This is a genomic window from Streptomyces sp. NPDC005774 (assembly GCF_042871645.1).
In the GTDB taxonomy this organism is placed as follows: domain Bacteria; phylum Actinomycetota; class Actinomycetes; order Streptomycetales; family Streptomycetaceae; genus Streptomyces; species Streptomyces pratens.
On the sequence record NZ_JBIAIV010000007.1, the window covers coordinates 1 to 13,900 of the forward strand.

Consider the following 13,900-nt stretch of genomic DNA (forward strand, 5'->3'; position numbering starts at 1 on the left):
CGTCGTCGTCATCGACTGCACCGACACCGGTGCGTCCCCGCCCACCGCCACCGACCCGACCTGGATCTTCCGGCTCTTACGGCGCGGGGCGAGCGTGATCGGAACGGACGGCATGCCGAGAGAAATCGCAGTCATCTGCTGTGCAACCCCAAGTCGTGGATCAAGGTCCGGCTCCCGGTGAGCAGCGGGCTCCGGGCTCCGAGATTACGGCACGGCCATCGGCCCCGGCACATCCCGGTCGTAAACCCACCCAAAGGGCGATGGCCCGGAACGAAAGGGTTCCAGGCCATCGTGAACGGCAGGTGTCCGGCGGATGCGTGCCGGACAGTCCCTACGAGATCCGTATCGGGTTCACCACGTCCGCGACGAGGACGAGGAGGGTGAAGCAGACGAAGACACCGGCCACCACATAGGCCACCGGCATCAGTTTCGCCACGTCGAACGGGCCCGGGTCGGGGCGGCGCAGCACCTTGGCGAGGTTGCGGCGCAGCGACTCCCACAGGGCGCCCGCGATGTGCCCGCCGTCGAGGGGCAGCAGCGGGAGCATGTTGAACAGGAACAGAGAGAGGTTGAAGCCCGCGAGCAGCATCACGAACATGGCCATCTGCTGCGAGGCCGGGATGTCGAGCGTGGCGATCTCGCCGCCGACCCGGGCCGCTCCGACGACGCCCATCGGGGAGTCCTGTTCGCGCGGGCCGTCGCCGAAGGCGGCGTCCCACAGGGCGGGCACCTTGGACGGCAGGGCGGCGAGGGAGTCGATCGCGTCGCCGACCCGGTCGGTCATCCAGACCACGGAGTCGCCGAAGTCCTGCTTCACGACGCCGGTGGCCGCGCTGAAGCCGAGGAAGCCCGCCTTGACGTACTCGCCCTCGACATAGAGCCCGTTGGAGTCCTTCTTGGCGACCAGGTTGACGGCGATCTCCGCCTGGAGGGTGACTTCCCGGCCGTCGCGGTCGACGACGATCGGGACGGCTTTGCCGGCGCTGTCGCGGATGAGGTCGGAGAGCGTGCCCCAGTCGTCGGTCCTGACGCCGTTGAACGCGACGATCTCGTCGCCCGCCTTCATGCCGGCCGCCTCGGCCGGAGACCGGGGGTCGGACTGCTTGCACTCGTCGCGGTTCTCGCTCTGCGAGATGACGCAGGGGGAGACCGAGCTGACGGTGGTGGTCTGCTGCTGGATGCCGAAGCCCATCAGCACGGTGAGGAACAGCGCGACCGCGAGGATCAGGTTCATGAACGGGCCCGCGAACATCACGATCACCCGTTTCCAGGGTTTCCGTGTGTAGAACAGGCGCTTCTCGTCGCCGGGCTGCAGTTCCTCGAAGGCGGCGGAGCGGGCGTCCTCGATCATGCCGCGCCACGGTGAGGTGGAGCGGGCCTCGATGCGTCCGTCGGCGCCGGGCGGGAACATGCCGATCATGCGGATGTAGCCGCCGAACGGGATCGCCTTGATGCCGTACTCGGTCTCGCCCTTGTGCCGGGACCAGATGGTCGGGCCGAAGCCGACCATGTACTGGGGCACACGGATGCCGAACATCTTGGCGGTGGAGAGGTGCCCCAGCTCGTGCCAGGCGATCGAGACCAGCAGGCCGATCGCGAAGACGACTATGCCGAGGATGAACATCAGGGTCGTCATGCACGCGCCTCCGCGCTCGCCGTACGGGCTGTCAGTTCCCGGGTCCTCGCTCGCGCCCAGGTCTCCGCTTCGAGGACGTCCGGGACCGTCAAAGAGGTTCCCGGTCGGGGGGTGCCGTGCTCCTCGACCACCCGGATGACCGTATCGATGATCCCGTTGAACGGCAGCGCGCCGGAGCGGAACGCCTCCACGCACTCTTCGTTCGCCGCATTGAACACCGCCGGGGCCGTTCCCGCGAGCCCGCCCACGTGCCGGGCCAGGTTCACCGAGGGGAAGGCCTCGTTGTCGAGGGGGTGGAACTCCCAGGTGGACGCCTTGCTCCAGTCGAAGACCGGGGCGGCGTCGGGGACCCTTTCGGGCCAGCCGAGGCCGATGGCGATGGGCCCGCGCATGTCGGGGGGCGTCGCCTGGGCCAGTGTCGATCCGTCCGTGAACTCAACCATCGAGTGGACATACGACTGCGGGTGCACGACGACCTCAATGCGATCGAAGGGAATGTCGTACAGGAGGTGTGCCTCGATGACTTCGAGGCCCTTGTTGACGAGGGTCGCGGAGTTGATCGTGATCACCGGGCCCATGGCCCAGGTGGGGTGGGCGAGGGCGTCCTCGACGGTGACGTTCGCCAGTTCGTCCCTGGTGCGGCCACGGAAGGGGCCGCCGGACGCGGTGACGACGAGCTTTCGGACATCCGCGCGGGTTCCGGCGGCCAGCGCCTGGAACAGTGCGGCGTGCTCGGAGTCGACGGGGATGATCTGTCCCGGCTTCGCCAGCGCCTTGACCAGTGGGCCGCCGACGATCAGCGACTCCTTGTTGGCGAGCGCGAGGGTGCGGCCCGCCTCCAGGGCGGCGAGGGTCGGGGCCAGTCCGATGGAGCCGGTGATGCCGTTGAGGACGGTGTGGCAGTCGGAGGCGGCGAGCTGCGTGGCCGCGTCCGCTCCGGCCAGTATCTCGGGCAGCGGCTCCCCCGCGCCGTACCGCGCGGCCAGCTCGTCGCGCAGCGCGCCGACGACGTCCTCGCGGGCGACGGCGACCGTGCGCACCCGCAGCCGGTGGGCCTGTTCGGCGAGGAGCGCGACGCGGCCGCCGTTGGCGGACAGGCCGGTGACGCGGAAGCGGTCGGGGTTGCGCAGTACGAGATCGATGGCCTGGGTGCCGATCGACCCGGTGGAGCCGAGGATCACCACGCCCTTGGGGCCGTCCCCCGCCACGGGGTCGTACACCAGATGCGGGTCGGCGAGCGGAGCTGGAGCGTCGGTCATGGACTCCATTGTGTCCGGTCGCGGGCACTGCCGGGGCCCCGCCCCGGCAGCTCGTGCGTCGTGGTCCGCGCCGGGGCTGCGTCACCGGGGCCGCCCGCTCCGGCCCTGTTCCTTCCCTTCCCCTCCCCGCTCCTCCCGGCTCCTCCCGGCTCCCTCCTGTCTCCCTCCTGTCTCCCTCCTGCCTCTCCTGGCACCACCGGCGCCGGTCGGCCGCGGCCACCGGGACCGGCCGGCTCAGCGGATCGGCCGGTGCCGGTTCTTCCGGCTGCTCGGGCCGGGCGCGGCGTCCGCGATCCAGGGGCCGTCGCCCGAGGGATCGACGACACCCTGTTCCAGCCAGGTGTACGTGCCGGAGAGCACACCCTTGACGACCCTGCGGTCGACGTCGTCGGTGTTGGTCCACAGCCGGCCGAAGAGCTCCTCGACGCGGACGCGGGACTGGCGGCAGAAGGCGTCGGCGAGCTGGTAGGCCTCGCGGCCGTTCTCGCCGCGGGTGCGCAGGAGCTCGGCGCGGACGCAGGCGGCGCTCATCGCGAACAGTTCGGCGCCGATGTCGACGATCCGGCCCAGGAAGCCCTGCTTGGTCTCCATCCTCCCCTGCCAGCGGGACATGGCGTAGAAGGTGGATCGGGCGAGCCTGCGGGCCGCGCGCTCGACGTACCGCAGATGCGGCGACAGGTCGATGCCGTGCTTGAACTCACCGTAGGTGCCAGGGAGTTGTCCGGGACCCGCGACGAGCTTGGGCAGCCACTTCGCGTAGAAGAGGCCTGCGTTCGCCCCTGCCCTCGCCTTGTCGCCCAGGGTCTTCTCGGGGTCGATGAGGTCACCGGCGACCGACAGGTGGGCGTCGACGGCCTCCCGCGCGATCAGCAGGTGCATGATCTCGGTGGAGCCCTCGAAGATGCGGTTGATCCGCAGGTCGCGCAGGATCTGCTCGGCGGGGACCGCCCGCTCGCCGCGTTCCCGGAGGGAGTCGGCGGTCTCGAAGCCGCGTCCGCCGCGGATCTGGACCAGTTCGTCGGCCATCAGCCAGGCCATCTCCGAGCCGTACAGCTTGGCTAGCGCGGCCTCGATGCGGATGTCGTTGCGGTTCTCGTCGGCCATCTGCGAGGACAGGTCGAGTACGGCCTCCAGGGCGAAGGTGGTAGCCGCGATGAACGCGATCTTCGAGCCGACCGCTTCGTGCAGCGCCACCGGTTTGCCCCACTGTTCGCGGGCCGCCGACCATTCGCGGGCGATCTTCAGGCACCATTTTCCGGCGCCGACGCACATTGCGGGCAGGGACAGCCGTCCGGTGTTCAGCGTGGTGAGCGCGATCTTCAGGCCCTGCCCCTCCTCGCCGATGCGGTGGGCGGCGGGGACCCGGACGCGGTGGAAGCGGGTGACGCCGTTCTCCAGGCCGCGCAGGCCCATGAAGGCGTTGCGGTTCTCGACGGTGATGCCCTCGGAGTCCGCTTCCACGACGAACGCGGTGATGCCGCCCCGGTGGCCCTCGGACTTCGGCACGCGGGCCATGACGACGAGGAGGTCGGCGACCACGCCGTTGGTCGTCCACAGCTTCACGCCGTCGAGGACGTAGAACCCCCCGCTCTCGGCTCCGCTCGAGCGGGAGGTGCCCCCATCGTCCGGGACGGCGGTGGTGGCGAGCCGGGCCGGGTCGGATCCGACGTCGGGCTCGGTGAGCAGGAAGGCCGAGATGTCGGTGCGGGCGCAGCGCGGCAGGAAGGTGTCCTTCTGCTCCTGGCTGCCGAACATTTTCAGCGGCTGCGGGACGCCGATCGACTGGTGGGCGGAGAGCAGTGCGCCGATCGCGGGGCTGGCGGAGCCGACCAGGGCGAGGGCCTTGTTGTAGTAGACCTGCGTCAGGCCGAGGCCGCCGTACTTGGTGTCGATCTTCATGCCGAAGGCGCCGAGTTCCTTGAGGCCGGTGACCACCTCGTCGGGGATGCGCGCCTCGCGGTCGATCAGGGCTCCGTCGATCCGTGTCTCGCAGAAGTCGCGGAGCTTGGCCAGGAACGCCTCGCCGCGTTCGGCGTCCTCGCCGGCCGGGAGGGGGTGGGGGTGGATGAGGTCGAGCCGGAAGCGGCCGAGGAACAGTTCCTTGGCGAAGCTGGGCTTGCGCCAGTCCTGCTCCCGGGCGGCCTCCGCGACTTGACGGGCTTCACGTTCGGTGACGGTGGGTCGGGACGAAGACTCGGGTGTTGCGGACATGAGGCTCACCTCGCCGCTTATCGGGGGTATGCGGAATGTAAGGGGTTCGACTCGGCACCGGCCCCGAGGATCGTTTCAGGCGATCTTGGGGGTTTACGTTACCGACTGGTGCTACTCGTACGTATGTACCCGATTCGTAGCGACCTCGCCACCCCTCGTGCACCCGTTCGGCCTACCTGCCGCGGTCCCCCGGCCCGGCCGGGCCCCGCGGGAGTGACGGCGGCGCGTTCGTGGCAACCTGGGTGCCACGGGGTCCGGCTCGCACCCCGTCCGCGAAGCGACGGACCCATCGACACCCCCTCCCGTCGAAGCGCTTCGACAGTTGTATGGACACGCACCCATGCTGGTATTAGGGTCGATTCACCGATTGAGCCACCCTCACCCGTCCCATCGTCATGGCGCACTGTCGAAGCGCTTCACAACAATTGGAGAGCTGGATGGTCACCCTCGCCGAGGTCGCCCAGCACGCCGGAGTCTCGGCGAGCACGGTGAGTTATGTCCTCAGCGGCAAGAGGTCCATCTCCGCGAACACCCGGCAGCGGGTCGAGGAGAGCATCCGCAGGCTCGGGTACCACCCGAACGCCGGGGCCCGCGCCCTGGCCAGCAGCAGGTCGAACATCATCGCTCTGATGGTTCCGCTGCGGACGGACATGTATGTGCCCGTGATGATGGAGATCGCCATTGCCGTGGCCACCACCGCCCGCGCCCACGGGTACGACGTCCTGCTGCTCACCGGCGAGGAGGGCCCGGACGCGGTGCGCCGCGTCGCGGGCAGCGGACTCGCCGACGGGATGATCCTGATGGACGTCGAACTCGAGGACGAGCGGCTGCCGTTGCTGCGCGGCGGGGATGCCCCCGGTGGAGCGCGGCCGGGCGTACGGGCCGACCAGCCGGCGGTGCTGATCGGACTGCCCGCCGACGCCTCTGGCCTGACCTGCGTCGACCTCGACTTCCGGGCCACCGGTGCGCTCTGCGTGGAGCATCTGGCGAAGCTGGGGCACCGCGACATCGCCGTCATCGGCGAGGCCCCCGCGGTGTACGAACGGCACACCGGCTTCGCCGAGCGCACTCTGGACGGGCTGCGCTCCGGGGCACGGGAGTCGGGGGTGCGGCTGCTGCACCGGCCGTGCGAGGGCGGGTACGACGCGATGGCCCTGACGCTCGCCCGGATCCTCGACGAGCGCCCGGGCACCACCGGGTTCGTCGTACAGAACGAGTCGGCGGTCGAGCCGCTGCTGGCCCTGTTGCGGCAGCAGGGGCGGGCCGTGCCGGAGGACGTCTCGGTGGTCGCCGTCTGCCCCGAACAGGTCGCCGTCCAGGCCTCGGTGCGGCTGACGTCGGTCGCCATTCCCGCACAGGAGATGGGCCGGTACGCCGTGGAGCACCTGGTCGCCAAGCTCGACGGGCGGGACGGGGACGAGGTCGTACTGATCGCGCCCGAGCTGACGGTCCGGGCCAGTTCGGGCCCGGCCCCCGCCCGCGCGTGACCCGCCCCGGTCCCGCCCTGCCTCGCCCCCGCTCCTCGGCACGGTGGGCGACCGGTCGCCCACCGTGCCGAGGCCGTGGTCAGCTGCTGCTGACGGTCAGGTTCTCGGTCCGGAAGTCCAGGCCGCCGGACGACGAGGTGATCTCGTAGCCGAACTGCACGTCGCCGATGGTCTCGTTGCCCATCCAGCCCTTGGTGTCCTTGATCCAGTCGAGGATCGGCAGGATGTTGACAGTTCCGGACGTGGAGTTGGACGTACGCAGGAACGAGAAGACCTCGTTGGCGCCGTTGTCGCCCTTGTGGACGTTCCAGGTGTGGCCGCCGAGGGCGACCGTGCCCTGCGGGCTGCCGAGCGGGCCGACGGGGCCGTACCGGTTGACCCAGAGCATGATCTCGTAGTCGTAGTCCGTGTCCCAGATGTCGTACGACGTGTTGTACGCGCCCGCGGACGGGACGGCGACGTTGTAGCTGCTGGTCAGCGAACGGAGCGAGTCGATGGGCTTGTTGACCACCTTCTTGGCGTTCGGATACGACTTGATGCCCCCGGTGTCGGGGTGGTTGGCCCAGGCGCCCCAGTTGGTGCCGGAGTTGGCCCAGACGCACTGGCTGCCGGCGCCGGAGCCCCAGATGTTGTTGTAGAGGATGTAGCCGTTCAGCGTGGTGTTGCCCCACTGGTCGCAGGAGCTCCAGACCGCGGCCTGGGCGGGGGCGGAGGCCACGCCGACGGTGAGGCCGAGGGCGACGGCGGGCACGGCCAGGACCTTGCCGATCCTGCTCGTGATGCTTGGTGCCATGGGGTTCCTTCCATGGGTGGGGGGAGAGCGCCGATGTCACCGCGCCTTCAGGGTGAGGACGCGGTCTTCGTGGGCGACGAGGTCGAGCGGCTCGACGCCGTCGGAAGTCCTCAGTTCGATGCGGACGGTGCGGGTGGGGCGCAGGACGGCGGTGACGTCGTCCTCGGTCCAGGTGAGGTCGAGGGCGGCGCCGAAGCGGGTCCGTACACCGTGCAGCGCCCCGCGCGGGTACTCCGCGGGCGGGGCGGGCAGCAGGACCAGCCGGTCCGGGGTGGACTGCACGAGCGCCTCGATCAGCACGGCCGGGAGGGTGTGGGCGGCGTCGGCGTTGTAGACGTCGCGGTGGGGGTAGTGCGCGCTCATCAGGGAGGCGTGGAAGAAGTCGCCGTCGAGGACCCTGCCGAGGGCGCTCGCGACCCGTTCGGCATCGCGGAGACGGGCGGCGATCAGGGCGTGGTGCAGGTGGCCGTGCGCGGAGTCGTTCTCGGGGCCGCGCAGTTCGAGGGCGCGGTGGGCGGCGGCGGCCAGGTCCGGGGTGTCGTAGGGAGTGATCTCGTGCAGCGGCCAGACGGCGTAGAGGTGGCTGAGGTGGCGGTGGTCGTAGGTGTCGGTGAGGTCCGGCCGGGCCCATTCGGCCAGTGCCCCGTCCGCGTTGATCCGGTGCGACGGGAGCCGGTCGGCGAGGGTCCGCCAGCGGCCGGCGTGCTCGGGGTGGCGGTCGGCGGCGGTACGCAGCGCGTGCCGGGCGGCGGAGAGGTCCATGGCCGCGTTGACCGTGCCCCAGCCGGCGTTCGCGGGACGGTTCTCGGGCGAGTAGGAGGGGACGACGACCAGCCGGCCCTCGTCGTCGGTGCGGGTGAGGAAGTCCTCGTAGAACAGGGCGACTTCGGCGAGGACGGCGGTGGTGCGGGGATCGTGCTCGCCGCGGGTGTCGTCGTGGTCGACGAGCGGCCCGAGGAGCCAGTCGGCGCCCGCTGTCCACAGGTGCAGCGGGTACTCGCGGTTGAAATGGTAGGAGTGTCCGGACTCGCCGTCGGAGTGCGCGGGCGCGACCACGCCCCGGGCACCGAAGACCTCACGGGCGTTGTCCCGCCAGTCGGGCAGCTGGCGTTGGACGAGTGACGCCAGTGCCTCGGTGACCTCCGGGAGGGCCGCCGCGGCGGCGCAGGCGGTCTGGAGGTTGAGGTTGGCGTCGTTGGTGAAGGCGCCGGACCAGGCGGTGTCCCAGTCGCCGGTCCACAGGCCGGTGAGACGGGGCGGGAACAGGCCGCCGGAGGACAGCAGGTGGTAGCGGCCGGCCGCGAAGAGGCGTTCGAGCAGGGCGGCGCTGCGCGGCCGGGCCAGCAACTCCGATCCCGGCCGGGCGCGTTCGGCCGGATCGCCGGCCAGGTCGAGGGTGACGCGCTCGTAGGCGGTGCGGTGGAGGGACAGGTGGCGGGTGAGGAGGGCGTCGTACGCCTCGGCGGAGGACCCGGGCGCCGCCGGCCCCTCTTCGGTCGTGCGATCGTCTTCGTCTTCGGTGAGCAGGTCCCGCAGGGCGCGTCCCTCGGCGACCACGTCCGTCTCCCCGGTGTGCCGGCGTACCCGGGTGAGCAGGAGTACGGAGCTCGCGCCCTCGACCCGCACGCCCGGCGGGGCGAGCGTCGTCGTGCCGCCGGTGACGGCGACCAGGGTGACGCCGGTGTACGCGAGGTCGCTGTCCGGGTAACGGGCGCGCAGGCTCAGCAGGGCGCCCTCGGCGGTGAGGACGGCGCCGTGTCCGATGCCGAGCGTGCCGGGGGCGCCGGCGAGGCGGGGGTCCAGGCGGATGTCGAGGGTGAGGTCCGGCCCGGTGACGTACTGGACGATCACGTCGTCGGCGCGGGAGACGAAGACGCGGCCGGTCCGGCCGGCGCGGGTGGCCTCCGCCACGCCGGTGCGGAAGTCGACGGTGCGGCGGTGGAACGGCGGGGCCCCGGTGCCGTCCTGGGCGCCGTCGGGCCGGCGCAGGTGTACCTGGAAGGCCGGGTGGAAGGGCCGTACCCACTGGAGCGGGCGGCCGTCGGTGAAGGTCTCGGCGGCGCTCGTGTCCCCGGCGAGCAACCGGTCCTGCAGGGAGGTGAGTTCGTCGGCCAGCCGGGGCGGCAGCCGGTCCTCGTCGGCGCCGACCGGACGGACCAGGGTGTGGTGGGTGACGACGACCCGTTCGTCGTCCGGATCACCGAACACAAGGGCGCCGTGGTGGCCGTTCCCGCTCAGGAAGGCGTCCTCCCAGCGGGCGGCGGGCCGCGGTTCCCAGGTCCCGTGGACGGGTGCGGTGGCGTTCATGGGCGCGTTCATGGGCGCGTTCATGGACATGTTCGGGGATGCGTTCGTAGGCGTGTTCAGGGATGCGTTCATGGGCGCAGCACCGCCGCGCCGTGGCGGCCGAGGGTGACCCGGTCGGTGACGTCGGTGCCGGTGAGCAGGTCGTGGTGGGTGCCGGGCAGGTCGACGGCGACCGGTTCGCGGCCGTGGTTGAGCAGGAACAGCAGGTCGCCCCGGCGTACCGCCTCGACCTGGTCGGGGAGCCCGTCGAGCACCGGCCGCACGCCCGCGCCGGCGGCGATCCGGGTGAGCAGGTCGCGCAGCGCCTCGGGCTCCGGGAGCGTCGAGACGTACCAGGCGCGGCCCTTGCGCAGGACGGCGGGCAGTCCGTCGAGTTCGCCGCCCTTGTAGGGCGTCGTGGCGTCCGCGGTGCCGTCGGCCTCCAGTTCCTCGGACCACAGGGTGCCGCGGAAGCCCTCGCAGGCGACGGTCTCCCCCGCGTCCAGCGGCCACCACTCGTGCAGGGTGCGGATGCCGAAGAGGTCCCGCAGCCGGGCGTCCATGCCGCCGGGCCGTACCCGGTCGTCCTCGTCGGCGATGCCGGTCAGGAACCCGCAGACGAGGGTGCCGCCGCCGTGCGCGTAGGCGAGGAGGTTGTCGACGGCGGTGTCCGTGAGCAGGTAGAGCTGGGGGACGACGACCAGCGGGTAGGCGGACAGGTCGTGTTCGGGGTGGGCGAAGTCGGTGGTGAGGTGGGCCTGCCACAGGGCTCGGTGCCAGGCGCGCAGCATGCCGGGGTGGTCGACCTCGTGGGACGGCCGGGCCTCCTGGTCGCCGGCCCACCAGGAGTGCCAGTCGTGCAGTACGGCGATGCGGGCGGTGCTGTGCGTGCCGGTGACGTGCGGGGCGATCCGTGCCAGGTCGGCGCCGAGCCGCGTGACCTCCTGGTACGTACGGCCCTGCTCGCCCGCGTGGCTCACCATCCCGGAGTGGAACTTCTCCGCGCCCTGCCGGGACTGGCGCCACTGGAAGCAGCAGACGGCGTCCGCGCCGCGTGCCACGGCCTGCAGGGACCACAGGCGGTTGAGGCCGTGGGGCTTGGGGTGGTTCACCCCGCGCCAGTTGACCGCTCCGGCCGCCTGTTCCATGAGCATCCAGGGGCCCCGGGCTTGGGAGCGCGTCATGTCCTGGACCAGGGCGCCCTCCTGGGCGCCGAAGGGGTCGCGCGGGTCGGGGTAGAGGTCGACGGAGACGACGTCCTCCTCCTCGGCCCAGCGCCAGGCGTCCTGCCCCGCCCACAGCGGCATGAAGTTGGTGGTGACCGGGAGGTGCGGGCTGTGCCGGCGCACGATGTCGCGTTCGGCGGCGTAACACTCCAGGAGCATGTCGGACGTGAACCGTTTGAAGTCCAGCACCTGGGTGGGGTTCTTCAGGTAGTGCGGGTGGCGGGGCGGCATGACCTCGGCCCAGTCGCCGTAGCCCTGACTCCAGAAGGCGGTGCCCCAGGCGGTGTTGAGTGCGTCGAGGGTGCCGTGGCGGTCGCGGAGCCAGTCGCGGAAGCGGGCGGCGGCCTCGTCGCCCCAGTCGTAGGTGCAGTACTCGTTGTTGATGTGCCACATGGTGAGGGCCGGGTGGCCGGCGTAGCGGGCGGCCAGGTCCTCGGTGATGGCGGCGGCGTAGCGGCGGTAGGTGGCGCTGGAGTGCGAGAAGTGCTGCCTGCCGCCCCACCATTCGGTACGGCCTTCCTCGTCACGGGGCAAGGTGTCCGGGTGGAGGTGCCCCATCCAGGGCGGTGGCGAGGCCGTCGGGGTGGCGAGGACGACGCCGATACCGGCCTCGCCCATCAGGTCCATGATCCGGTCCAGCCAGCCGAAGTCCCTTTCTTCCGGCCGGGGTTCGAGCTTCGACCATGAGAAAACGCCCAGCGTCACGGTGTTGACGCCGGCCTGCCGCATCAGACGGACGTCCTCGTGCCAGGTCTCCTCGGGCCACTGCTCGGGGTTGTGGTCGCCGCCGTAGAGGATGCGCCCGCGGGTGGCGTCGCTCAGTCCGGGCATCAGACACGCTCCCGGCGGGTGGGGAACGTACGGGATGTGCGGGATGTGCGGGACGCGTGCATGACCTACCTCGTTCTGCGGGTGTCGGGGGGCGGGCCACCGGAGGGGAGCCGCGGCGGTGTGCCGTGATCCCCCTCCGTCAGCCCTTCACGGCGCCGGTGAGCATGCCCTTCTTGAAGTGCTTCTGGACGAAGGGGGACAGCACGGCGACCGGGAGCAGAGCCATGACCATGACGGCCATCTGGACGGCCAGTCCCGACAGCTGCCCGGTCCTGATGGCCTGGCCGAGGCCGACGGGGGCCTCCTGTTTCTGGACGAGCTGGATCATGACGTTCTGCAGGGGCAGCATGTTCTGGTCGTTGAGGTACAGGGAGGCGTTGAACCAGGCGCTCCAGTAGCCGACGGCGTAGAAGAGCGTGATGACGGCGATCACCGCGCGGGACAGCGGCATGACGATCTGCCACAGGATGCGGAAGTCGCCTGCGCCGTCGATGCGGGCGCTGTCGACGAGTTCCTGCGAGATGTTCATGAAGAAGCCGCGCAGGACCAGGATGTTGAAGACGCTGATGGCACTGGGCAGGATCAGCGCCAGGTAGCTGTCGGTCAGGCCGAGGGTCTGCACCAGCAGGTACGTCGGGATGAGGCCGGCGCTGAAGAACATGGTCGCCAGCAGCGTCATCAGGATCCAGCGGTGCCCGAGCGAGTCGGTGCGCGTCAGGCCGTAGGCGCAGAGCACGGACACGGTCATCGAGAACAGGGTGCCGACCAGGGTGACGCCGATACTGACCAGCGCGGCCCGGGTGACCTGGCCGCCGCTGAGCAGTTCCTGGTAGGCGATGAAAGTGATGTCCTTGGGCACCATCACCAGGCCGCCGGCCTCGTCGATGGTCCTGCGCGTGGACAGGCTGGTGACGATCACGATCCACAGCGGGAAGACGACCGCCAGGCAGGCGAGGACCAGGATGATGCCCTTGCCCGCGAGCCCGGCCTTGGTGGGCGCTTCCTCCCACACCGGGCGGGGCGGGGCGGCCCAGCCCCGGGCCTTGTGCGTCGTGGGTTCGTCGATCACGGCGGTCACTTCTTGTACACCCCCTGCTCGCCCATGAGGTGGGCCACCTTGTTCGCGGCGAGGACCAGACCGAGGCTGACCACGCCCTTGATGAGGCCTGCGGCGGCCGCATAGCCGAAGTCCTGGTTGCGCACGCCGTTCCACCAGACGAAGGTGTCGAGGACCTCCGAGGCCCCTGGCCCGACGGCGTCGCGTTGCAGCAGGATCTGTTCGAAGCCGACGGTGAGCGCGTCACCCACCCGCAGGACGAGCAGCAGCGCGATCACGGGCCGCAGCGCGGGCAGGGTGACGTGCCAGATCCGGCGCCATCGTCCGGCGCCGTCCATGGCGGCGGCCTCGTACAGGTCGGGGCTGACGGAGGCCAGCGCGGCGAGGAAGACGATGATCCCCCACCCGGCGTCCTTCCACACGCTCTGCGCGGTGAGCAGGAACATGAAGGTGTCGGGGTTGGTCATGACCTCCAGGCCGTCGTGGCCGTTCTGGCGCAGGAGCTGCGAGAAGATCCCCGCGCCGCCGAACAGCTGCTGGAAGACGGCGATGACCAGGACCCAGGAGAAGAAGTGCGGCAGGTACAGGATGGCCTGCGCGACCGCCCGCACCCGGGGCCTGATCACGCTGTTGATGAGCAGCGCGAGCAGGATCGGGATCGGGAAGAACAGCACGAGCTGGAGGAAGAAGAGCACCAGGGTGTTCTTCAGGGCGTTCCAGAACGCCGAGTCCTCCATGATTCGCTGGAAGTTCTCCAGTCCCACCATGGGACTGTTCAGTATCGAGACGACGCCGTTGTCGCTGATGTAGGGGTCGTAGTCCTGGAAGGCGACGACGTTGCCGAGGATCGGCAGGTAGTTGAAGACCAGGACCAGTGCCACGGCGGGCAGGGTCATCAGCAGCAGGACGCGGTCGCGCCGGTATCGGAGCCGCAGGCTCAGCTTGCTCCGCTTTCCCTGCTTGCTCCGCTTTCCCTGCTTGCTCCGGGGTGGTGCGTCCGGCGGGCCGGCGGCGTCACCGGACGCCGCCGGCTCCTCGACCGGCTTCGTGGCCTCGGCCTTGCTCCGAGGCACCGTGCTGTGCGACACGGCGGTTCTCCTTGCCTCGGTCCCGG

Annotated in this window: 9 protein-coding genes and 1 pseudogene; 1 reads left to right on the forward strand and 9 read right to left on the reverse strand. The window is 70.6% G+C overall.

Translation table 11 applies throughout. The features are described from left to right. The 4 genes and pseudogenes from ACFYQA_RS08825 to ACFYQA_RS08840 form a co-directional block, all read right to left on the reverse strand. Positions 1 to 135 (reverse strand): annotated as a pseudogene (locus ACFYQA_RS08825) (4-hydroxy-3-methylbut-2-en-1-yl diphosphate synthase); the annotation flags it as partial. Between the two features lie 196 nt (positions 136 to 331). Beyond that, positions 332 to 1,624 carry a M50 family metallopeptidase gene (locus ACFYQA_RS08830; protein WP_388914073.1) on the reverse strand — a complete coding sequence of 431 codons (1,293 nt, stop codon included), beginning with the start codon at positions 1,622 to 1,624 and terminating at the stop codon, positions 332 to 334. Between the two features lie 8 nt (positions 1,625 to 1,632). Beyond that, on the reverse strand, positions 1,633 to 2,895 hold the full coding sequence (gene dxr, locus ACFYQA_RS08835; protein ID WP_388913636.1) for a 1-deoxy-D-xylulose-5-phosphate reductoisomerase: 1,263 nt from the start codon (positions 2,893 to 2,895) through the stop codon (positions 1,633 to 1,635). Between the two features lie 234 nt (positions 2,896 to 3,129). Further along, positions 3,130 to 5,106, reverse strand: a complete 1,977-nt coding sequence (locus ACFYQA_RS08840; RefSeq protein WP_388913639.1) for an acyl-CoA dehydrogenase family protein — start codon at positions 5,104 to 5,106, stop codon at positions 3,130 to 3,132. A 437-nt stretch (positions 5,107 to 5,543) separates the two neighbouring features. On the opposite strand from ACFYQA_RS08840, the gene ACFYQA_RS08845 reads away from it, so the two are divergent. After that, the gene (locus ACFYQA_RS08845; protein ID WP_388913642.1) at positions 5,544 to 6,593 is read left to right on the forward strand and encodes a LacI family DNA-binding transcriptional regulator; all 1,050 of its coding nucleotides are present in this window, start codon (positions 5,544 to 5,546) and stop codon (positions 6,591 to 6,593) included. A gap of 79 nt (positions 6,594 to 6,672) precedes the next feature. Here the strand turns inward: ACFYQA_RS08845 and ACFYQA_RS08850 are convergent, their stop codons facing one another. From ACFYQA_RS08850 to ACFYQA_RS08870, 5 genes are all read right to left on the reverse strand, one after another. Next, positions 6,673 to 7,386, reverse strand: coding sequence for a hypothetical protein (locus ACFYQA_RS08850; RefSeq protein WP_388913645.1), 714 nt, complete (start codon positions 7,384 to 7,386; stop codon positions 6,673 to 6,675). 36 nt (positions 7,387 to 7,422) lie between these two features. Next, positions 7,423 to 9,693, reverse strand: a complete 2,271-nt coding sequence (locus tag ACFYQA_RS08855) for a glycoside hydrolase N-terminal domain-containing protein (RefSeq protein ID WP_388914076.1) — start codon at positions 9,691 to 9,693, stop codon at positions 7,423 to 7,425. 68 nt (positions 9,694 to 9,761) lie between these two features. Further along, positions 9,762 to 11,729, reverse strand: a complete 1,968-nt coding sequence (locus ACFYQA_RS08860) for a DUF4434 domain-containing protein (RefSeq protein WP_388913648.1) — start codon at positions 11,727 to 11,729, stop codon at positions 9,762 to 9,764. A 139-nt stretch (positions 11,730 to 11,868) separates the two neighbouring features. Continuing rightward, on the reverse strand, positions 11,869 to 12,807 hold the full coding sequence (locus ACFYQA_RS08865) for a carbohydrate ABC transporter permease (protein ID WP_388913652.1): 939 nt from the start codon (positions 12,805 to 12,807) through the stop codon (positions 11,869 to 11,871). Beyond that, positions 12,804 to 13,874, reverse strand: a complete 1,071-nt coding sequence (locus tag ACFYQA_RS08870) for an ABC transporter permease (protein WP_388913655.1) — start codon at positions 13,872 to 13,874, stop codon at positions 12,804 to 12,806. Before ACFYQA_RS08870 ends, ACFYQA_RS08865 begins: the two co-directional genes overlap by 4 nt. Between the last annotated feature and the right edge of the window lie 26 nt (positions 13,875 to 13,900).

Excerpts from the sequence above, each read along its gene's own strand:
- ACFYQA_RS08830 (WP_388914073.1), bottom strand. The coding sequence starts at position 1,624 with ATGTTCATCCTCGGCATAGTCGTCTTCGCGATCGGCCTGCTGGTCTCG.
- dxr (WP_388913636.1), bottom strand. The coding sequence starts at position 2,895 with ATGACCGACGCTCCAGCTCCGCTCGCCGACCCGCATCTGGTGTACGAC.
- ACFYQA_RS08840 (WP_388913639.1), bottom strand. The coding sequence starts at position 5,106 with ATGTCCGCAACACCCGAGTCTTCGTCCCGACCCACCGTCACCGAACGT.
- ACFYQA_RS08845 (WP_388913642.1), top strand. The coding sequence starts at position 5,544 with ATGGTCACCCTCGCCGAGGTCGCCCAGCACGCCGGAGTCTCGGCGAGC.
- ACFYQA_RS08850 (WP_388913645.1), bottom strand. The coding sequence starts at position 7,386 with ATGGCACCAAGCATCACGAGCAGGATCGGCAAGGTCCTGGCCGTGCCC.
- ACFYQA_RS08855 (WP_388914076.1), bottom strand. The coding sequence starts at position 9,693 with ATGAACGCCACCGCACCCGTCCACGGGACCTGGGAACCGCGGCCCGCC.
- ACFYQA_RS08860 (WP_388913648.1), bottom strand. The coding sequence starts at position 11,729 with ATGCCCGGACTGAGCGACGCCACCCGCGGGCGCATCCTCTACGGCGGC.